Origin of the sequence: Halospina denitrificans, assembly GCF_004364635.1 — a bacterium.
GTDB classification, from domain to species: domain Bacteria; phylum Pseudomonadota; class Gammaproteobacteria; order Pseudomonadales; family Oleiphilaceae; genus Halospina; species Halospina denitrificans.
This window is the reverse complement of sequence record NZ_SOAX01000002.1, coordinates 73,787-92,693: the sequence shown is the minus strand read 5'-3', so window position 1 is coordinate 92,693 and position 18,907 is coordinate 73,787. Positions and strand designations below refer to the sequence as shown.

Sequence of the window (18,907 nt, the reverse complement as noted above, 5' to 3'; positions counted from 1 at the left end):
CCGGAAGGTGCCCTTACGAATAGAGGATTACATTGGACAATGTCAGTAACGGCGTGTAAGCGGCATTGACGGGCACTTAGCGCTGTGTAGTGGGCTGAATATACACACACGGTATATTTTATGCACAAATAGCGGTCAATGCGCCCCGTTTTGCAAAGTTACGTTAAATGCTTGATTTGAGCTGTTGAACTATATAAGTAGTTGTTTTTAAAGAATAAAATAACTGATTAAAATTTGTTCAATCTGTAGACCCTCGCCCGACACAAGGGTTCTGGCGGTTTACCACAGAATTATCAACAAAGTTTTCCACAGATTCCGTGGAAAAGGTCATGGATTCTTCATCGGTCTGTCACGGAACTGTCATCGCTGGTGGTTATAAGCATTGGTTTGCCACCGACGGGGATCTCTTCCTGTATACTTCGGATTCCGGTTGAATACGTTCCCGATCAAGGCCCTGAGATTCATGTTTCGAGCGTTGCGTTCCCTGCTATTCCAACTCCCCCCTGAAGTGGCTCACAGCCTGGCGCTGGAAAGTGCCCGTGCGGCCGAGCGGACCGGTGTTCTGCAACGCCTCTGGACACCGCCGGTGGGCCGTCCTGTCGAACTCATGGGGCTCAGGCTGCCCAATGCCGTGGGTCTGGCGGCCGGTCTGGACAAGAATGCCCGTTACATTGATGCCACGGCGGCCCTGGGATTCGGGTTCCTGGAGGTGGGGACGGTAACGCCACAGCCGCAGCCCGGCAATCCGAAGCCCCGTCTGTTCCGCCTGGCCGAGTATGAAGCCATCATCAATCGCATGGGCTTCAACAACCAGGGGCTGGCGGCACTGGTCGCCAACATACGCCGCAGTCACTATGACGGGGTGCTGGGCGTGAATGTGGGCAAGAACCGGGATACCGCCATGGAGGACGCGGCCAGCGACTATATTGCCGGCATCGAGCGCGTCTGGCCGCTGGCGGACTACATCACCGTGAATGTGTCTTCCCCCAATACGCCCGGGCTGCGGGATCTGCAGTTCGGGGACTCCCTCAAGCACCTCCTGGAAGCCATCAGGACCAGACAGCAGGCTCTGGCGGCGGAGCACGGGCATTATGTGCCCATAGCGGTGAAAGTGGCCCCGGACATGGATGATGCCGCCATCCAGTTCATGGCTTCCGCACTGCTGGAGTCTGGGCTGGATGGTGTTATTGCCACCAATACGACACTGGATCATTCCTCCGTGGTGCGTCATCCCCAGGGAGAGGAGGCCGGGGGGCTCAGTGGTCGGCCACTGGCGGGGCGCTCCACCGAGGTTATAGCGGCCCTGAGCTCGGCGCTGGGCGGCCAGCTTCCGATTATCGGTGTAGGCGGCATTACGGATGGAGAGACGGCCGCGGACAAGATCCGTGCCGGGGCTTCTGCGGTGCAGCTCTATTCCGGTCTCATCTACCGCGGACCGGCCCTGGTTCGAGAGGCCGTGGAAGCGGTGAGCGCGGTTCAGGGAGGCTGAAATGAAACGGGCCCGCTTGACGGGCCCGGGAGGGACGAGTGGTCCCTCGTTTTTTACTAGAGACGAGCTCTGCTTGTAGTAAGGGTCGAGTGGACCCTTTGGGATCGACAGCCTTTTGTCATCTGTCGGTTATCCGGTCATGTTTTGTTCTGGCCGCCTACCGGCGGTCGATTCACGCTGTCAGGTTCGGCATTCGATGAATCGAGGAGACACCGTGTGTCAGTCCGCTCCAGTGATCTTCGCGTCCTTCCCGCCAACCGTTAATCCATTCCTGGCGTACTTCGGGTTTGTCCTGCGGGCACAGTTCCTTGGATTTACCGGAAAGCCCTGCCATGTAGCCCCTTTTGTAGGCGCGAGCTGACATGTCTCTTTTCTGTCTTTTCATGCTTCTTCACCTCATGTGGTAATCACAGTCTTGCATGAGCGTGCGCACGTTTCCGCCAAACTTTTGTGTTCTGCACCCGTTGCGACGTACCGGCAGCGTGAAACCGGCCATCCATTCGCTCGGGGGCGTTGGCGGACAGATCGATCCTATCAGGGCCCTTGACCGGTTGCTTTCCACAACCGGTGTCTTTGACGCGTCATAGTCAGTAAAGCTCAAAATCTGAGCGCTGTATACCCATAAATTCAAATGGTGGAGGCGCTTCTGATTAGTCCATCCAATAACGCTTGTGTGCCGGGCTTCTACGGGGCATAGTCGCGCCCATGAAACCATTACCGTTTTTTATAACCTGCCCGAAGGGGCTGGTAGAGCTGCTTGATGAAGAAGTCTCGGGCCTGGGGGCCACGGTCACCCGGCGTTCCCCGGCCGGTGTCTGGATCGAGGCGCAATGGCGGACGGCCATGGCGATCTGTCTCTGGTCACGCCTCGCCAGCCGGGTGATCCGTCACCTTGGCCGCTTTGATGCGGCCTACGCGGAGGATCTCAAACGCGCGTCCGCGAGCATTTCCTGGGAGGACTGGCTGGTTCCGGGAACCAGCTTCCGGGTCAGCTTCCAGGGTACGGATGACAATATCCGCAACAGCCACTTCGGGGCCCAGTGCATCAAGGATGGGGTCCTGGATCGCATGAGCGCCGCGGGCGCAACTCGGCCCTCGGTTGAGGGGCGGGATCCGGATCTGCCCATCCACGCGCGCCTTCATCGGGGCAAACTCGAGTTGGGAGTGGACCTGGCGGGTGCCAGCCTGCATCGCCGAGGTTACCGAACCGATGCGGGCGAAGCGCCTCTGCGGGAAAACCTGGCGGCCGCGCTGCTCCACCGGGCGGGATGGCCGGCCATTGCCGCCGACAACGGGGACTTTGTTGATCCACTCTGTGGCTCTGGAACCCTGCTGATTGAGGCGGCCATGATGGCCACGGATTCAGCGCCGGGCCTGTCGCGCTCCTTCGCGTTTGAACGCTGGCCCGGGCATGACGCCGACACCTGGCAGCAGCTTCGTCATGACGCGGAGCAACGCCGGGCCGCAGGCCTCAGCTCCAGCAGGAGTCGTTTTCGGGGCAGCGACCGCGACAGAGCGGTGATCCGGGCCGCCTGGCACAATATTGAACGGGCCGGGCTGACGGATCGTGTCCATGTTGAGCGCACGGACCTGGCCGACTGGGCACTCCCGGAAACAGCAACGCCTGGGCTCATTCTTACCAATCCGCCCTATGGGGAAAGGCTCAAGGCCGATGGTCAGCTCGCCAGGCTCTACCAGCTGCTGGGTGAGCGTGTGCGCGCCTGCGCGGCGGGATGGCGGCTCGGTGTCTTCACGGCGGTACCGGAAATGGGGCACCAGATTGGACTGAGAAGCCATCGTCAGTACCGGCTGTTCAACGGGGCACTGGAGGCGTCGTTACTGCTGTTTGAGGTCAACCCGGAACAGTACCGGACGCCGCAGCGGACCCCGGAGGAGATTGAAGATGGCAAGCCCAGGCCTCATGTTTACAACGAAGAGCGGGCCCGGATGCTGAGCAACCGGCTGCGCAAGAACCGCCGGGTCCTGCGCAAGCGCCTGCGTAACCAACCCGAGGCCCGGTACCGGCTTTACGATGCGGATATTCCGGAATTTGCGGTGCGGGTTGAATGGGAAAACGGCCGGGTTGAGGTGCGCCAGTATACGCCTGCGGCTTCCATGCCGAAGGCGGTGGCAGACGAGCGACTGGCCGAGGCGCTGGCGGTCATTCCCGAGGCGCTGGAGGTTGCGCCCGAGGATGTCCACTTTGAGCCGCAGCGGTTGGATCGCTAGAAATCGAAGCGGATGCCCGTGTTGTACTGCCAGACCTGTATGTTGGTGACGGAATCATCATGCAGGCGGCCTGCCTCAAGGAAAAGGTCGGAGTTCCAGAGGAAATCCGTGTCGATGCCAAGGAGGAAGCTCGGGCCCAGGCTGGTTTCCAGGTAATCCTCGTTCAGCTCCGAGAAGGGTGTCCGGCTCTCGCCCAGGTCTGTCCCTCTCGCTGAACTCTCTATGTGGCTCATGCCCACCTGGGCATAGACGCGCGAGAACATGCTCCAGTGGTGATAGAGGCCCATATAGGCGCTCGCGTAGCGTTCAATCTCCACCTCTTCCAGGCCCTGTGCCGGGCTATCCGTCTTATGGCCGGCCCCGGCGCGAAACTCGACCTTGATGAAGTCATTCAGGTATTTCCCGAACATCAGCCCATAGGCCGGGGTATTGGCAGTATCGCCGTCGGCGCCGATGGAGCGGTGGTAGAAGTTGGTGGCGGTGACCCCCAGGTAATAGCTGCCTTTCAGGCTCTCCGGTTCCGGCATTTCGGGGCGTTGGCGCCTGGGCTGCTGGGCATGGGCAAAGGAGGAAATCAGCAGAACCAGGATCAGACCGGTTACGGGAATAAGGGCGCGATTCATATAAAGGGCCATTCCTTGCTCGGGGTAGGCTCGGATTGTGACGGTCACATGGCAGGATGTCATCGAAGCCCGTCACAAACTGCAGCCTCAGCCGCTGCTGTCGGGGTCCATCAGCCCTTCTTCCTTTGCCAGCAGCAGCTGCGCGTAAACCGCATTCTCCGCCACGGTGGGGTCCAGCGTCTCGCGTGCCATCAGGTCCTGATAGCGGTCGGCGAGGTCCTCAAAGCTGGTGTGATGGAGCAATGCGACCATCGGGGCAAGCTCGAAGGCGGCCTGTTGTCCGACGGTTTCACACAGGCATTCCAGCAGTTCATCGTCCGGGTCGAGGCCGTCGGAAAAGACGGTCGCTTCGGCGAGGTCCTCGTTCATTTCCCGGAAGACATCCACGGGGGCCGCGCCGTGCTCCCGGAAGAAGCGGTCATCCAGCATGCGCTCGTCCTCGTCGTCCGCGAGCCACTCATCCTCCGGCATGATGACCACATACTTGATGCGGCCGTCGGTCAGCGACCAGGAGGCCGCGGTTGGAAACAGCTTCGGGCCGCTGTCGTTGTACTCGAACTTCAGAAACTGGGGTGCTCGCATGGGTCGGCATCAACTGCGTTATCCTGTGGTACCCGTAATGATAAACTGCATCCCCTGATGCTGGCGACCGTTAAAAATTCGACCGATCGGAGACCGTATGGAACTTAATGCTTTCAATCAGGGGCTGCTGGCGTTTCTGGAGGCGTCGCCCACGCCGTATCACGCTGTTTCCGTGATGCGCGAACTGCTGGATAAGGCAGGCTTTGAACGATTGGATGAAACCCATGCGTGGAACCTTGAATCCGGCAAGGGCTATTACGTGGTGCGTAACGATTCCGCGCTGGTGGCTTTCAGGACGGGGCGGAACGATCCCGCCGAAACCGGATGGCGCATGATGGGCGCCCATACCGACAGCCCCTGCCTGCGGGTCAAGCCGCAGCCGGAGATCCGGGAACACGGGTGTTTCCAGCTCGGCGTTGAAGTCTACGGCGGCGCGCTGCTCAATCCCTGGTTCGACCGGGACCTGTCCATCGCCGGGCGGGTCACCGTTGAGGATCGGGACGGCCAACGCCGGGATACGCTGGTGGATTTCCGAAAGCCGATCGCAACCATCCCCTCGCTGGCAATCCATCTGGACCGGGAGGCCAACAGTGGCCGCAGCATCAATGCCCAGACCCATCTGCCGCCACTGGTCATGCTTACCGGCGGCAAGCCGGAGAAGAGTTTCCGGGAATTGCTGGAGCAGCAGCTTCAGGCCGAGCAGCCGGATCTGTCCGTGCGCCAGGTCCTGGATTATGAGCTGAGCCTCTATGATACCCAGGCCCCCGCAATCACCGGACTGCATGACGAGTTCATCGCCTCGGCGCGGCTCGACAATCTGCTGAGCTGCTACCTGGGGCTCCAGGCGCTGCTGGAGGCGGATGGCGAGCAGCCCTCGGTTGCCGTGTTCAACGATCACGAAGAGGTGGGCAGCATGACCGCCGAAGGCGCGCAGGGACCCTTCCTTGAAACCGTTCTGGGGCGCTGGGTCACGGGCGAGGACTATCACCGCGCCATGGCCGCTTCAATGATGATGTCCGTGGATAATGCCCACGCCATTCACCCGAACTATGCGGATCGGCACGACAGCCGTCATGGCCCCCTCCTGAATGAAGGGCCCGTGATCAAGATCAACAACAACCAGCGCTACGCCACCAGCAGCCGGACGAGCGCCCTGTACCGTCATCTCAGCGATCAGCTTGGGTTATCCTGCCAGAGCTTCGTGGTGCGATCGGATATGGCGTGCGGCAGCACCATCGGCCCACTGACAGCGGGCAATCTCGGTGTTAAGACCCTGGATATAGGGGTTCCCCAGCTGGCCATGCATTCCATACGGGAGCTGGCCGGTACGCAGGATGCGCACAACCTGTACCAGGTACTGAAAGCCTACTTCGGTTTGGATGGGCTCTGGTGATGAGAGGTGGCTCCCCGAGCTGGGCTCGAACCAGCGACAACCTGATTAACAGTCAGGTGCTCTACCAACTGAGCTATCGGGGAATGCCGTAAAGCACGGAATCCTACCGCCACCTGTTGCGGACGTCAAATCATGCCGCGCGGCCATGGTGGGTTTCATGTAGGAACCGGAGGCCTGAACCTTTACACTTTCCCGCATGAAAGATCAGTCGCCCTCATTGTCGCCGTTTACGCCACCGCTGTGGCTGCGCAACCCCCATCTGCAGACCGTCTGGCCGAGCCTGTTCCGGAAGCTGGATTTTGAGCCCGATGTCGAGGAGCGCCTGGAAACGCCGGATGACGATTTCCTGGATCTGGACTGGTACCGCCGGGGCAATCGGCGCCTGCTGGTGCTCAGTCACGGGCTGGAAGGTTACAGCCGCCGGCCCTATATGCTGGGTATGGTGGCTGCGGCCCTGGAGCGGGGCTGGGATGTGCTTGCGTGGAATTTCCGCTCCTGTAGTGGTGAGATCAACCGTCAGCCGCGCTTCTACCACAGTGGGGCATCGGAGGATCTGGATACGGTTGTGACCCGGGCGCTTGCCGATGGGGCAGGGTATGAGGCGGTTGCGCTGGGCGGTTTCAGCATGGGTGGCAATATGACGCTCGTGTATCTGGGCGAGAAGGGTGCCTCGGTGGATTCGCGGATTGCGGGGGCTGCCGTCTTTTCCGTGCCCTGTGATCTTGCCGGGAGCGCGGAACAACTGGCGCGGCGGTCGAACCGGTTCTACATGCGTCGTTTTATCCAGGAACTGCGGGTGAAGATGGAGGAAAAGCACGCCCTTTACCCGGATCTGATCAATCTGGATGGCGTTGAGCGGATGCAAACCTTCAAGGAGTTCGATGACCAGTTTACGGCGCCGTTGCATGGGTTCCGGGATGCGGAGGATTACTGGTACCGGTGTTCGAGTCGGCGGTTTATTGGTGGGATTCGGGTGCCCACATTGATTGTGAATGCGGCGGATGATCCTTTTCTGAGTGAATCGAGTTTTCCAAAGGAGGTGGTTGCGGGGAATTCCCGGGTTCGGTTGGAGGTGCCGGACTATGGGGGGCATGTTGGGTTTGTGGGGGATGAGCGGGGTGGGGTTTACTGGTCGGAATGGCGGGCCATGGAGTTTCTTTCCTGTGTTGTTGGGTAGGGGGCTGCTGGGGGTGTGCCGGGAAGCGGATCGGGTACGGCTTTCCGGGAATCGCCACGAGTACGTCCCTGTAGGCTGCCCTCCGCCATCCATGGCTCCGGAGCTTCCCGGAAAGCCGTACCCGATCCGCTTCTCAGGGTTTTGAGTTTGCTCGCCTAGAGCATGGGTTCGAGCTTTTCCCAGACATTTTCCAGAACAAGAGGCTGGGCTTCCGCAGTGGGGTGGATGCCGTCGTTTTGCATCATACCATTCCGGTTGTAGATGTCTTCGAGGAGGAAGGGCAGGAAGTTGATCTCGTGGTTGTTGGCCAGTTGCTGGTACTGGTTGCGGAAGGCGGTTGTGTACTGTTGGCCGTAGTTGGGGGGGATTTCGATGCCGATCAGGAGGACTTTGGCGCCGGTATCCTTGCTGCGTTCGATTATGGTGGCGAGGTTGTTGCGCATGGTTTGCGGATCTTTGCCCCTGAGGCCGTCGTTGCCGCCGAGTTGGAGGATGACGATTTCAGGGGTGTGATGGTCGAGGGCTTTGTTGATGCGGCGCAGGCCGCCGCCGGTGGTTTCGCCGCTGACGCTGGCGTTTCTGACCTGCCATTGGGGGTGGGTTTCGGCGAGTTTTTCTTCGAGTAGGGTGACCCAGCCGTCTTCTTCGGCGATGCCGTAGGCGGCGCTGAGGCTGTCGCCGAAGACGAGGACGGTGTTTTCCGCCATTGCGGTGGCGGGCAGGGTCAGGCAGAGCCAGAGGAGGATCAGGGTCAGGACTGAACTCCTGGTGCTGTGGCGCGTATCAATGGGTTGTGTACGCCGGCTTCCGGAATGATTAGGATTTCGTGGGCTGAGTGCAGTCATAGGGTGTTTTTCAATGGTACCGGGAGTAAGTGGGTGACGGCTGGTGATACGGTAATGATAAGGGCGACGGATCTCACGCACCAGGTGTCGGTGGCGGAGACGTCGCTGACCATCCTTAAGGATGTGGACCTGGTGATCCTGCGCGGTGAGTCCGTGGCGATACTGGGTAAGTCCGGGTCCGGCAAGACGACGTTGCTGGGGCTTCTGGCCGGGCTGGATGTGCCTTCCGTGGGGCGTATTGAGATGGCTGGCGAATCCATCAGTGACATGGATGAGGACAGCCGGGCCCGTCATCGCGCCAACCGCGTCGGCTTTGTGTTCCAGTCCTTCCAGCTGATGCCGACCCTGACGGCGTTGGAGAATGTGCTCCTGCCCCTGGAGCTGGGCGATGCAAAAGACGCCGAATCGCAGGCGCGGGAGCTGCTTCAGCGGGTGGGGCTCGGGGATCGGATGACCCACACGCCCCGCCAGCTTTCGGGTGGGGAGCAGCAGCGGGTGGCGATTGCACGGGCTTTCGCTTCGACGCCCGATGTGCTCTTTGCCGATGAACCCACGGGTAACCTGGATACGGAAACCGGCCAGCAGATTGCGGACCTGCTCATGGACCTGAACCGGGAGCACGGGACCACCCTGGTGCTGGTGACCCATGATGAGGAGCTGGCCGCGCGCTGCAATCGCCAGATCCGGATGGACGGAGGGCGGCTCCTGCCGCCTGTCGACCGGGAGGACCACACGGCATGAACAGTTTCAGTCTGTTCCGCTGGCTGTCCCGGCGCGACTGGCGCCAGCGCGATGTGCGCGTGGTGCTGGCCTCGCTGGTGGTAGCGGTTGCCGTGGTTGCCACCATTTCGCTGTTCGCGGACCACCTTCGCCGCACCATCATGAGTTCGGCCACGGAATTTCTTGCGGCCGATGGGCAGCTTTCCGATGCCCGGCCATTACCGGATGAGTTCCTGACGGAAGCCCGGGATCGGGGGCTGGAGACGGCGCGCCAGGTGTCTTTTGCCACCATGCTCCAGGGTGAGGACGCGCTGGAGCTGGTGCGGGTCAAGGCGGTGAGTGACGCCTATCCGCTCAAGGGAGAGGTTGAAACCCAGTCCGACAGCGATTCGGAACGGGAAAGCGTTGGGCACGGCCCCGAGCCCGGGGAAATCTGGATCAATGCGCGTCTTCTGCCTTTGCTGGATCTTGAGATCGGGGACCAGGTTGGTATTGGTGACGTCGATCTTGAGGTCAGCCGCATCCTGGTGCGCGCCCCTGATGGGGGATTCGATCTGGCGGCCCTCGCACCCCGGGTGATGATGCACCTGGACGACCTTGAAGCAGCGGGCGTGGTGCAGCCGGGTAGCCGTGTGGATTACCGCAATCTCTTTGCCGGGGATGGGGAACAGGTCCAGTCCTTCCGCGACTGGCTTGAGCCCCAGCTCAAGGATGGCCAGCGCTGGCGCAGCATCGACGACGGTCAGCCCGGTGTGGTGGAGGCGCTGGACCGTGCCGAGCGCTTCCTGCTTCTGGGTGGGAGTCTCGCGGTCCTTCTGGCCGCTGTGGCCGTCGCCGTGGCCAGCCGTCAGTACGCCCTGGGTCAGCGCGACACCGTCGCCCTGCTCAAGACACTTGGGCTGGGCGGCAGGTCGATCGGGCGGCTTTTCCTGATGCGGCTGGGACTCTGGGGGGGCATCGGTGTCCTCCTGGGACTGCTGGCGGCGATTCCGATATTCGCCCTGCTGGCGAACGTGGCGAACCGTTTCCTGGAGGATCCGGTGGCCTGGCAGCTCAGCCCCATGGCGCTCGTTGCACCGCTGGTTACCGCCTTTGTGGCGCTCTTTGCCTTTGCGTGGCCGCCCATAAGGCGTCTTCGCCGGGTCTCTGCGATGCAGGTGCTGCGCGCTGAGCCGGGCGAGGGCAACGGTACCCTGGGTCTGGATCTGGGCATCGCCGTGGTGGGCATTTTCGGATTGCTCTGGTTCTACAGCGGCGAGATCTGGCTGGTGGTGGCGCTGCTGGCCGGATTGGCGGCCCTGATGGGCGTTCTGGCCCTCTTTTCCTGGCTGATCGTGGCCCTGTTGGGGCGGGTGCGCGGCGGTAACCGGGCCTGGCGACTGGCGTTGGTAGCCCTCTATCGACATCGGAAGGCCAGCCTGGCGAAAATGGCCGTGTTCTCCATGACGCTGATGCTGGCGGCCACGCTCTTCCTGGTCCGCACGGCATTGCTTGAGGACTGGCAGCAGCAGTTGCCGGCGGACGCGCCCAATCATTTCCTGATCAATATTGCCCCGGATCAGGTGGATGAGGTTGAAGCCTTCCTGAACAATGAGGGGGTAGCGTTTGAGGCACTGTACCCGATGGTGCGGGGACGATTGGTACGCATCAATGATGAGCCGGTGCGCCAGGCTGTTTCCAAGCATGAGGAAATCGGTGCGCTCAATCGGGAATTGAACCTGACCTGGATGGATGACGTGCCCGAGAACAACCGCGTCACCCGGGGCGACTGGTGGCGGGAAGGGGATACCGAGGGTGTTTCCGTGGAAGCCGAGTTGTTCGAGGAGCTGGGGCTTTCAATGGGCGACGAACTGACCTTCCGTATCGGCGACCGCGAGGTCAGCGCCAGCGTGCGTAATGTGCGAACCGTGCAGTGGGACAGCATGCAGCCCAACTTTTTCATGGCGTTTTCACCGGGCAAGCTGGACGACTTTTCCGCCACCTGGATCACCAGTTTCCATCTGGGTGAGAATCGGAAGGGACTTCTGAACGAGCTCGGCCGCGCCTTTCCGTCCGTGTCCATTCTGGAAATCGACCACTTCATCGAGCGTATCCGGACGATCGTCTCCCAGGTCACCACCGCCATCGAGACGCTCTTGATGATGATCCTGGTGGCGGCTGTTCTGGTAATGGCGGCGGTTGTGAGCGCGACCCTCTCGGCACGCCAGCGTGAGGGCGCGCTTTTGCGCACCCTGGGCGCCCGGCGGGAGCTTCTCGTGGGCAGCAGCATGCTGGAATTTGCCATCATGGGGCTGATTGCCGGCTTCCTGGGCGTGGTGGCGGCCGAGCTGGCGGTCTGGGCCCTGCAGTTCCGCCTGTTCGAGGGCAGTTTCCGGCTGCACGGCTGGGTCTGGGCCATCTTCCCCGTGTTGAGCGCTGTATTACTCGCGCTGTTCGGGCGCTGGCAGCTTGGTCCGGTGCTCAATGTGTCGCCCATGTTGTTGTTACGACGACTGGAAGACTAGGTTCCCCGTAGAAAAACGGGCACTGAAACGTCATACTATTAGCGTTAATTTCCCCAAATCCCCGGAGGGAGAGACTCAATGAATAACGAGCAGCTTCAGGCTCTGAAGGAAAAATACGTTGCCGCTGGCGGTGCCAGCCCCAATCCGCAGTTCGCTGATTACGCGGAGAATGCCCAGGTCTGGGATGCGGACGGCAAGCGGATGGTGGATTTTGCCGGCGGTATCGGAGTTCTGAACCTCGGGCATCGTCATCCCCGGGTCGTCGAGGCGGTCAAGGCCCAGCTGGACAAGGTGATGCACACCTGCCAGACCGTCATGCCTTACGCCCCCTACGTCCAGCTGGCTGAAAAGCTCAGCGGCATTGTGCCGGTGCGCGGCCACGCCAAGGTTTTCCTGGCCAATTCGGGCGCCGAGGCGCTGGAGAACGCCTACAAGATCGCTCGTGCGTATACTGGCCGTACCAACGCCATCTGTTTCTCCGGCGCTTATCACGGCCGGACCTTCATGACCATGGCGATGAACGGTAAGGTCAACCCCTACCAGACGGACTTTGGCCCCATGCCGGGTGGCATTTACCGTGCCCCCTTCCCGGTGCCCTATCACGGCGTCAGCGAAGAAGAAGCCTTGCGTGGCCTTGAAATGGTCTTCAAGACCGATACAGGACCCAAAGACACGGCGGCCATTTTCATTGAGCCGGTGCTGGGTGAGGGCGGCTTCTATGCGGCCTCTCCCGAGTTCCTCAAGGCCGTGCGCAGAATCTGTGACGAGCACGGCATCATGATGATTGCCGATGAAGTCCAGTCCGGCTTTGGCCGTACGGGCAAGCTCTTCGCCATCGAACACAGTGGTGTCGAGCCGGATATCATGACCATGGCCAAGAGCATGGCGGACGGCATGCCGATTTCTGCGGTTGTCGGTTCCGACCATGTCATGGACGCCTCCGGCCCCAACTCCCTCGGTGGCACCTATACTGGCAGCCCGCTCGCCTGTGCGGCGGCCAACGCGGCCATTGACGTGTTTGAAGAGGAAGACATCCTCGGCAAGAGCCGGGCACTCGGCGCCAAGCTCGAGGAGCGCTTCAATGACTGGAAGGACCGCTTCAGCCATGTGGACAATGTGCGTCGCCTTGGCGCGATGGCCGCTTTTGAACTCGTGAAGAGCCGGGATACCCATGAGCCGGACGCTGAAATGGCCGGTGCCATCGTGAAGAAGGCCAAGGAGAAAGGACTGATCCTTCTCAGCTGCGGCATGTACGGCAACACGCTGCGTTTCCTGATGCCGATCACCATCGAGGATAATGTCCTTGAGGAAGGGCTCTCCATACTGGAAGAGGCGTTGGCGGAAGTTCACCAGTAATCGGGGTGAACACCTCAACGCACTGAAAAAGGGGCTCGATTGAGCCCCTTTTTTTGGTCCGTGTCGGGGAAGGGTGTCTGTACAGGGTTTGCATCAGTGGTTAAGGTTCACTACAAACAAGAAACCGACAGATCAGGGCAGTTAAGCAGGAGGATGTTGTGACGAGCTGGTTGATGGCACTAATTGCCTTCGTGGTCTTTTTTCTGGGATATCATTTCTATTCCCGCTTTATTGCGGAACGCCTTTTCCAGCTGGATCCGGATTACCGGACCCCGTCCCGGCGTTTCGAGGATGGCGTGGACTTCGTTCCCACCAACAAGTATGTCCTCTGGGGCCACCATTTCACTTCGGTAGCAGGCGCCGCGCCCATCATCGGTCCGGCCATCGCCATGATTTGGGGCTGGGGGCCAGCCCTGGCCTGGGTGCTCATTGGGACCGTTTTCATGGCCGGCATCCATGATTTCGGGACCCTCTGGATCTCGGTCCGCAATCGCGGCCAGTCCATTGGCGCTATTGCCCGCAACGTCATCAGTCCCCGCGCGCTGACGCTTTTCCTGCTGATCATTTTCTTCCTGCTGCTGATGGTGAACGCGGTGTTTGCCGTGGCCATTGGCACGCTCTTCTCCACCTTCCCGGAGAGTGTGCTTCCGTACTGGCTGCAGATTCCCATCGCCATCGCTATCGGGTTCCTGGTCTACCGTCGCCAGTGGGGTATCGTTCTGCCTTCCCTGGTTGGGCTCGCAGCCCTGTTGGGGCTGGTGTACGCGGGTACCATCGTTCCCCTTGAGTTGCCCAAGGAGATGGCGGGCTACTCCAGCACGGCCTGGTGGGTCCTGATCATGCTCGGTTATGGCGCCATTGCCTCGCGGCTGCCGGTCTGGCTCCTGCTCCAGCCACGGGATTTCATCAATTCGCATCTGCTGTTTGTGTGCCTGGTCCTGGTTTACCTGGGCGTCTTTATCGGGCAGCCCGAGATCGTCGCCCCCATGTACAACGAGGCGGTGCCGGATGATGCGCCCCCTCTTCTCCCGCTGCTTTTCGTGACCATTGCCTGCGGTGCCATCTCCGGCTTCCATGGGCTGGTCAGTTCCGGGACATCCTCGAAGCAGCTTCGCTATGAAACCGATGCGCGTTTTGTCGGTTATCTGGGCTCAACCGGGGAAGGGCTGCTGGCGGTCGCGGCCATCCTGGCAACAGCGGCCGGCTTTGCCACCGTCGGGGACTGGAACGACCATTACGGCACCTGGGCTCAGGCCAGCAGCAAGGGCATTGCCGCTTTTGTTCAGGGTGCGGGTAACCACGTGGAGAACCTGGGGATTCCGGTGGAGGTAGCGACCACATTCATGTCCATGATGGTGGTTGCCTTTGCCGCCACGACCCTGGATACCAGCATGCGTCTCCAGCGCTTCATCCTGGGGGAGATTGGTCGCCAATACCGCATGCCTGCGCTTGGCAACATTAACTTCGCAACCGTGATCGTCTTCCTGAGTTGCGCGGCACTCGCTTTCTTTGCGGACCCGAACAACCCCGGCGCCGGTGGCATGGTGCTCTGGCCGTTGTTCGGTACAACCAACCAGCTCACGGCGGGTCTGTCGCTGCTGATCCTGACGCTGGTGCTGTGGCACCTCAAGCGTCCGATTATATTTACCCTGGTTCCCTTCCTGTTCCTGGGCGTCATGACGGCCTGGAGCATGGTGATCAACATCGGTGGTTACCTTGCGGATGGGAATATGCTGCTTCTGGTGATTGGCGGCGGTATTCTGGTGCTGAACGTGTGGCTGGTCCTGGAGGGCGTCAATGCCTTGCGCCATTCACGCGAAGCCTCGGAAATGCTGGATATGGGTGATGGTTAGGCTATGGTGGCAGGGCCTGGTGCGCTTCTATGACGAGATGTACCAGGCCCCTTATCGACGGATATCACGACGGGCCCAGCGGCGGCAGGACGATCTGTTCCGACTGATGGTAATGTCCGAGTCGCTGGGCATCCCGAATCCGGTCTCCTTCTACACCCTGGAGCTGATGCCGTTCGTGCTTGAGGATTTTCATGAGTGGCATCAGCGCATGGGCATGGAGCATTCCCCGCTGGAGGGGTTCCGATGCTGCTAGGGTGGCTTTTCCGTCGTCCCCAAAGGCAACCGGATACCGGTGCCGGTGCCCGAATGACGTTCTTCGGGGGCAAGGGCGGTGTGGGTAAGACTACCTGCGCGTCCGCCTTCAGTGTGGCTCTGGCCGAGCAGGGCCAGCAGGTTCTGCTGATCTCAACCGATCCCGCCCACTCCCTGGGCGACCTTTGGGAACAATCTCTGTCCGCCAATCCGGTTTCCGTGTCAAAGGGCGTGGATGCGCTGGAGCTCGACCCCGACGCCGCGCTCAAGCGTTACATGGGGGAGGTGCGTGAGAATCTCGCGAATCTCGCCAGCCCGGAGGTCCGGGATGCCGCCATGCGTCAGGCGGATCTTGCTGCCTCATCGCCGGGCGCCGAGGAGTCCGCCCTGATGGATGAGCTGGTTCGGCTCACCCTCGAGAACAGTGAGCGCTACGATCAGATTGTGTTTGATACCGCGCCCACGGGGCACACGCTCCAACTGCTGCAGTTGCCCGAGGCTATGCGGGGGTGGACGGACGCCCTGCTCTCAAAGCGGCGTGAAACACTCGATACCGGGAGGGCCATGCAGGGCGGTGATGCTGCCCCAGAGGATCGTGCCGCCCGAATACTGGAAGCGCGCCGGGACCGCTACGCGGCCATGAGGGACAGGCTTCTGGACCCGAACCGTACCCGTTTTGTTCCAGTGCTGAACCCCGACCGGCTGTCACGTCAGGAAACCCTGAGGATGGTGAAAACCCTGGGGGAAGTCGGAATGCGAGTGGACACCCTGGTGATTAACCGGGTTCTGCCGGATTCGGCGGATGGTGACTTTTTGGCCCGTCGGCGTGAGGCGGAAAGGGAGCACCTTGAGGCGATCCGGAGGGATTTCCCGTCGCTGGAGCAGGTTCTGGTGCCCCTGGCGACCGATGATGTCAATCGCGAACAGGGGCTGGCTGCCGTTGCGGCAGCACTGGCCCCTCTGGTCCGCAGTACCAGCCCGGTTTAGCCCCAGGCTTTCTCGAGAACCGCCCGAGCGTCTTCCAGAGTCGCTTCCCTTGGATTGAACATGATGGAGCCATCATCAATGGTCGCCTGTGCAATCCGGTCCAGCTGGCTCTTGTCCACCTTGCCGGTCTCCTGGAGCGTGCGCGGCAGCTTGCAGTCGCGGTAAAGATCATCGCGCATCTTGCGGATGGTGGCGATGGACTCCTCCGCGCGCTGGGACTTGGGCGTCATGGCGTAGATTTCCGGTCCGGCCAGCGGCAGCAGCAGCTCGCTCAGCGGCTCGCGGATGCTCTCCAGGTTGTATTCCAGCACATAGGGCAGGAAGAGGCTCATGCAGAGGCCATGAGGCAGGTGGCAGATGGCACCCAGCGAGTGGCCAAGGGCGTGAACCAGTCCCACCATGGAGTTGGAGAAGGCAATCCCGGCCATGGTGGACGCCTGGGCCATCTCCAGCCGTGCTTCCGCATCGTCCGGCTTCTTCATGACCTTGGGCAGGTTGGCGCTGATCTTCTTGATCGCCGCGGATGCGTAGGCATCACTGAGCGGGTTCTTGGCCATGCAGGTGAATGCTTCCACCGAGTGGGTCATGGCGTCCATGCCGGTAGCAGCCGTGATATGGGGCGGCAGTGTCAGCGTCATGCGCGGATCGATGACAGCGGCGTCCGGCAGCATAAAGCTTGAGGCAAAGGCCAGCTTGACCTCTTTCTCGGTGTCCGCGATAACCGCAACCGAGGTTACCTCGGACCCGGTGCCCGCCGTGGTGGGGATGACAATAAACGGTTTCAGGGGGCGGGTGAGAACGCCGGCGCCGGAGTACTTGGCAATGTCATCACCGCCTTCGGAGACGAGGATGTTGACCGCCTTGGCGGTATCAATGGGCGAGCCACCGCCGATGGCCAGGATGGCGTCGCACTTCTTGCTGCGGTATTCCTTGGCGATGGCCTTGACGGTTTGCTTGGACGAGTCCGCCGGAACGTCGTCATAGATGACGGTCACGTCCATGCCACCCTCTTCAAAGGCGGTCAGGACCTTGTCCAGGAGGCCAGCGGCCCGTACGCCCTTGTCGGTGACAATCATGGGGCGCTTGCAGTTCCGGGACGAGAATTCGTAGGGAACATGTTCCAGTGCTGCCTGGCCGGCAATAACCTTGACCGGGCAGAAAAATTCGTAATAGCTCATGATGACCTCACCGTGTCCACAAAATTGGTAACCACTTTCAGATAGATGCGTGCGCCGTTAATCAGCTTCTCAGGCAGCCCCAGGGAATCCGGGTACTGCTTGACAGCCCGCTCCGCGACCAGCTTCGGCAGGATAAAGGTTTCCAGCCGGTTGAGGACCCGGGTCATGCGCGTGGCGTAACCAAGGTCCCCATCGACAAGGATGCGGTCGTTGGCGAAGGCCTGGGCGGTCTTTTCCTGAAAGGAGAGCACCATGAAGGCGTGATGCAGGTGCTTGAACTGGACGCTCAGGTCCGGCTTCTGGGCACTGTCACCGCCAATATACTGCAGGCTTCCGTCGCGCTGCTTGCGCATCACAAGAGCCGGTCCATTGGGCATGACGCGCATCGCGAAAAGGAATCCGTTGGGCAGGACGCTGACTTCACCGCGAACCTGCTCGTCCACCTGACTGATGGCTTCCATGGATCGTCCGACCACTTCCAGCATGAGCCGGACATAGCCGCGTTTTGCCTGGGACGCCAGAGGTCGTAATCGTTCTCTGATCATGAATGTCTGTTCCCTGATTTGCAGTGGAATTAAACGAGACATGGTAGGCTACGAAGCATTTCGAGCCTGCCTGAATTGTCCGACGCCTTTTGTAACACAAGGACAACTTTGATTACAGGATAACGCTCAAAAAGCTGTTGGAGTACCGTCTTGAGTGAGAGCACTGCCAGCCAGACCGGCCTGAGATACTGGGAAAAACAAACCTCCGCCGGCCACCGGGTCAGCGGCTACCATTCCGAACCATCGGACCGGCCCGTCATCCATTTCGTCCACGGCAACGGCTACAACGGCCTGGTGTACTGGCCACTGCTTCGGCGCTTGGGCGAACACTACGACCTCTTCATCAGCGACATCCAGGGCCACGGCGAGAGCGAGGCCAACGGCCACTTCAAGGGCTGGAACCAGACCTCGCTGCTGTGCGAGGAAGTCTGGCGGGATTACCGCCACCTATGGCCGGATCAGCCCCATTACGGCATGGGACACAGCTTCGGCGGCATCATGACCGCCTTCATGATGGCCCGGGCCCCCTCCCTGTTCACCCGCTCGGTGCTCCTGGACCCGATCATCTTCTCGAAGCGGATGCTGCTGATGATGAAGGTGGGCACCTTCCTGGGCCTCTGGCAGCGCAACAGCTTCGCCCAAAAGACCCGCCAGCGCCGAAGCCACTGGCTGGACCGGGAAACAGCCTATCAGAGCCTGGAAGGGCGCGGCATGTTCAAGGGCTGGGAACCAGAGGCGCTGCAGAGCTATGTGGATTTTGCCCTGAAGGATACGGGGGAGGGCATTGAACTCAAGTGTCCGGCGGAGTTGGAGGCGGAGATCTTCTCGGGTTTTCCGCGTGGACTTTGGCGGACTCTAAAGAAGGTGCGGACACCGACGCATGTGATCTACGGGGAGAGTACCTACGATTTTGTTCGGGATTCCGTGGCTCGCTGGGACGGTTTCAATGAGTGGATTTCCACTGAAAGGGTGTCCGGTGGACACTGTTTCATGCAGCAGCAGCCGGAAGATACTACAAAAAGGGTTTTAAAGGCTCTCGGCCAGCACAAGGTCTGAAACAGGGCAGCGGGGGACACCTGTTCAGGACTGTCTGAGGCCATGGATGGCCGAAGCAAGCTTACATGGACGTATTCACAGCGTGTCCTGAACAGGTGTCCCCCGCTGCCCTCGGCAC

17 protein-coding genes and 1 tRNA gene are annotated in these 18,907 nt (G+C 60.7%); 11 read left to right on the top strand and 7 right to left on the bottom strand.

Annotated features, from left to right (window positions below; all coding sequences use genetic code 11):
- Positions 1–463: 463 nt before the first annotated feature.
- Complete coding sequence (locus DES49_RS04050) at positions 464–1,489, top strand: quinone-dependent dihydroorotate dehydrogenase (RefSeq protein ID WP_133735121.1); 1,026 nt, start codon at positions 464–466, stop codon at positions 1,487–1,489.
- A gap of 172 nt (positions 1,490–1,661) precedes the next feature.
- Here DES49_RS04050 and rmf read toward each other — a convergent pair whose 3' ends face one another.
- Entirely contained in the window at positions 1,662–1,874 is a 213-nt protein-coding gene (rmf, locus tag DES49_RS04045; RefSeq protein ID WP_133735120.1) for a ribosome modulation factor, read from the bottom strand.
- Between the two features lie 320 nt (positions 1,875–2,194).
- On the opposite strand from rmf, the gene rlmKL reads away from it, so the two are divergent.
- Positions 2,195–3,718: a bifunctional 23S rRNA (guanine(2069)-N(7))-methyltransferase RlmK/23S rRNA (guanine(2445)-N(2))-methyltransferase RlmL gene (gene rlmKL, locus DES49_RS04040; protein WP_133735119.1), complete on the top strand. Its 1,524-nt coding sequence runs from the start codon at positions 2,195–2,197 to the stop codon at positions 3,716–3,718.
- Here rlmKL and DES49_RS04035 read toward each other — a convergent pair.
- The gene (locus tag DES49_RS04035) at positions 3,715–4,341 is read right to left on the bottom strand and encodes an outer membrane beta-barrel protein (protein WP_133735118.1); all 627 of its coding nucleotides are present in this window, start codon (positions 4,339–4,341) and stop codon (positions 3,715–3,717) included. The genes rlmKL and DES49_RS04035 overlap by 4 nt on opposite strands.
- Positions 4,342–4,428: 87 nt before the next feature.
- A complete protein-coding gene (locus tag DES49_RS04030; RefSeq protein ID WP_133735117.1) occupies positions 4,429–4,923 on the bottom strand; it encodes a hypothetical protein in 495 nt (164 codons plus the stop codon).
- 97 nt (positions 4,924–5,020) lie between these two features.
- Here DES49_RS04030 and DES49_RS04025 point away from each other — a divergent pair, with 97 nt between their 5' ends.
- Entirely contained in the window at positions 5,021–6,316 is a 1,296-nt protein-coding gene (locus DES49_RS04025) for a M18 family aminopeptidase (RefSeq protein ID WP_133735116.1), read from the top strand.
- 7 nt (positions 6,317–6,323) lie between these two features.
- Here the strand turns inward: DES49_RS04025 and DES49_RS04020 are convergent.
- Positions 6,324–6,399 (bottom strand) — tRNA-Asn (locus tag DES49_RS04020).
- 113 nt (positions 6,400–6,512) lie between these two features.
- Here DES49_RS04020 and DES49_RS04015 point away from each other — a divergent pair.
- Positions 6,513–7,493, top strand: a complete 981-nt coding sequence (locus tag DES49_RS04015; protein WP_133735115.1) for a YheT family hydrolase — start codon at positions 6,513–6,515, stop codon at positions 7,491–7,493.
- A gap of 155 nt (positions 7,494–7,648) precedes the next feature.
- Here DES49_RS04015 and DES49_RS04010 read toward each other — a convergent pair whose 3' ends face one another.
- Positions 7,649–8,200 carry an arylesterase gene (locus DES49_RS04010; RefSeq protein ID WP_243864883.1) on the bottom strand — a complete coding sequence of 184 codons (552 nt, stop codon included), beginning with the start codon at positions 8,198–8,200 and terminating at the stop codon, positions 7,649–7,651.
- A gap of 192 nt (positions 8,201–8,392) precedes the next feature.
- On the opposite strand from DES49_RS04010, the gene DES49_RS04005 reads away from it, so the two are divergent.
- The 6 genes from DES49_RS04005 to DES49_RS03980 all read left to right on the top strand — a co-directional run bounded on the left by DES49_RS04005 (position 8,393) and on the right by DES49_RS03980 (position 16,010).
- Complete coding sequence (locus DES49_RS04005; protein ID WP_133735113.1) at positions 8,393–9,079, top strand: ABC transporter ATP-binding protein; 687 nt, start codon at positions 8,393–8,395, stop codon at positions 9,077–9,079.
- Complete coding sequence (locus DES49_RS04000; RefSeq protein ID WP_133735112.1) at positions 9,076–11,562, top strand: ABC transporter permease; 2,487 nt, start codon at positions 9,076–9,078, stop codon at positions 11,560–11,562. The genes DES49_RS04005 and DES49_RS04000 overlap by 4 nt, the downstream gene beginning before the upstream one ends.
- Positions 11,563–11,640: 78 nt before the next feature.
- The gene (gene gabT / locus DES49_RS03995; RefSeq protein WP_133735111.1) at positions 11,641–12,918 is read left to right on the top strand and encodes a 4-aminobutyrate--2-oxoglutarate transaminase; all 1,278 of its coding nucleotides are present in this window, start codon (positions 11,641–11,643) and stop codon (positions 12,916–12,918) included.
- Between the two features lie 158 nt (positions 12,919–13,076).
- Positions 13,077–14,771 carry a carbon starvation CstA family protein gene (locus DES49_RS03990; protein WP_424955218.1) on the top strand — a complete coding sequence of 565 codons (1,695 nt, stop codon included), beginning with the start codon at positions 13,077–13,079 and terminating at the stop codon, positions 14,769–14,771.
- The gene (locus DES49_RS03985) at positions 14,764–15,024 is read left to right on the top strand and encodes a cory-CC-star protein (protein ID WP_133735110.1); all 261 of its coding nucleotides are present in this window, start codon (positions 14,764–14,766) and stop codon (positions 15,022–15,024) included. The genes DES49_RS03990 and DES49_RS03985 overlap by 8 nt, the downstream gene beginning before the upstream one ends.
- The gene (locus DES49_RS03980) at positions 15,015–16,010 is read left to right on the top strand and encodes an ArsA family ATPase (protein WP_133735109.1); all 996 of its coding nucleotides are present in this window, start codon (positions 15,015–15,017) and stop codon (positions 16,008–16,010) included. The genes DES49_RS03985 and DES49_RS03980 overlap by 10 nt, the downstream gene beginning before the upstream one ends.
- On the opposite strand, the gene DES49_RS03975 is transcribed toward DES49_RS03980, so the two are convergent.
- Together DES49_RS03975 and DES49_RS03970 are read right to left on the bottom strand one after the other, a co-directional pair.
- Positions 16,007–17,188: an iron-containing alcohol dehydrogenase gene (locus DES49_RS03975; protein ID WP_133735108.1), complete on the bottom strand. Its 1,182-nt coding sequence runs from the start codon at positions 17,186–17,188 to the stop codon at positions 16,007–16,009. The two genes, DES49_RS03980 and DES49_RS03975, sit on opposite strands and share 4 nt — an antisense overlap.
- Positions 17,185–17,733, bottom strand: coding sequence for a hypothetical protein (locus DES49_RS03970; protein WP_133735107.1), 549 nt, complete (start codon positions 17,731–17,733; stop codon positions 17,185–17,187). Before DES49_RS03970 ends, DES49_RS03975 begins: the two co-directional genes overlap by 4 nt.
- Positions 17,734–17,883: 150 nt before the next feature.
- Between DES49_RS03970 and DES49_RS03965 the strand changes: the two genes are divergently transcribed.
- The gene (locus DES49_RS03965; protein WP_243864882.1) at positions 17,884–18,789 is read left to right on the top strand and encodes an alpha/beta fold hydrolase; all 906 of its coding nucleotides are present in this window, start codon (positions 17,884–17,886) and stop codon (positions 18,787–18,789) included.
- Positions 18,790–18,907: the final 118 nt, after the last annotated feature.

Excerpts from the sequence above, each read along its gene's own strand:
- DES49_RS04050 (WP_133735121.1), top strand. The coding sequence starts at position 464 with ATGTTTCGAGCGTTGCGTTCCCTGCTATTCCAACTCCCCCCTGAAGTG.
- rmf (WP_133735120.1), bottom strand. The coding sequence starts at position 1,874 with ATGAAAAGACAGAAAAGAGACATGTCAGCTCGCGCCTACAAAAGGGGC.
- rlmKL (WP_133735119.1), top strand. The coding sequence starts at position 2,195 with ATGAAACCATTACCGTTTTTTATAACCTGCCCGAAGGGGCTGGTAGAG.
- DES49_RS04035 (WP_133735118.1), bottom strand. The coding sequence starts at position 4,341 with ATGAATCGCGCCCTTATTCCCGTAACCGGTCTGATCCTGGTTCTGCTG.
- DES49_RS04030 (WP_133735117.1), bottom strand. The coding sequence starts at position 4,923 with ATGCGAGCACCCCAGTTTCTGAAGTTCGAGTACAACGACAGCGGCCCG.
- DES49_RS04025 (WP_133735116.1), top strand. The coding sequence starts at position 5,021 with ATGGAACTTAATGCTTTCAATCAGGGGCTGCTGGCGTTTCTGGAGGCG.
- DES49_RS04015 (WP_133735115.1), top strand. The coding sequence starts at position 6,513 with ATGAAAGATCAGTCGCCCTCATTGTCGCCGTTTACGCCACCGCTGTGG.
- DES49_RS04010 (WP_243864883.1), bottom strand. The coding sequence starts at position 8,200 with ATGGCGGAAAACACCGTCCTCGTCTTCGGCGACAGCCTCAGCGCCGCC.
- DES49_RS04005 (WP_133735113.1), top strand. The coding sequence starts at position 8,393 with ATGATAAGGGCGACGGATCTCACGCACCAGGTGTCGGTGGCGGAGACG.
- DES49_RS04000 (WP_133735112.1), top strand. The coding sequence starts at position 9,076 with ATGAACAGTTTCAGTCTGTTCCGCTGGCTGTCCCGGCGCGACTGGCGC.
- gabT (WP_133735111.1), top strand. The coding sequence starts at position 11,641 with ATGAATAACGAGCAGCTTCAGGCTCTGAAGGAAAAATACGTTGCCGCT.
- DES49_RS03985 (WP_133735110.1), top strand. The coding sequence starts at position 14,764 with ATGGTTAGGCTATGGTGGCAGGGCCTGGTGCGCTTCTATGACGAGATG.
- DES49_RS03980 (WP_133735109.1), top strand. The coding sequence starts at position 15,015 with ATGCTGCTAGGGTGGCTTTTCCGTCGTCCCCAAAGGCAACCGGATACC.
- DES49_RS03975 (WP_133735108.1), bottom strand. The coding sequence starts at position 17,188 with ATGAGCTATTACGAATTTTTCTGCCCGGTCAAGGTTATTGCCGGCCAG.
- DES49_RS03970 (WP_133735107.1), bottom strand. The coding sequence starts at position 17,733 with ATGATCAGAGAACGATTACGACCTCTGGCGTCCCAGGCAAAACGCGGC.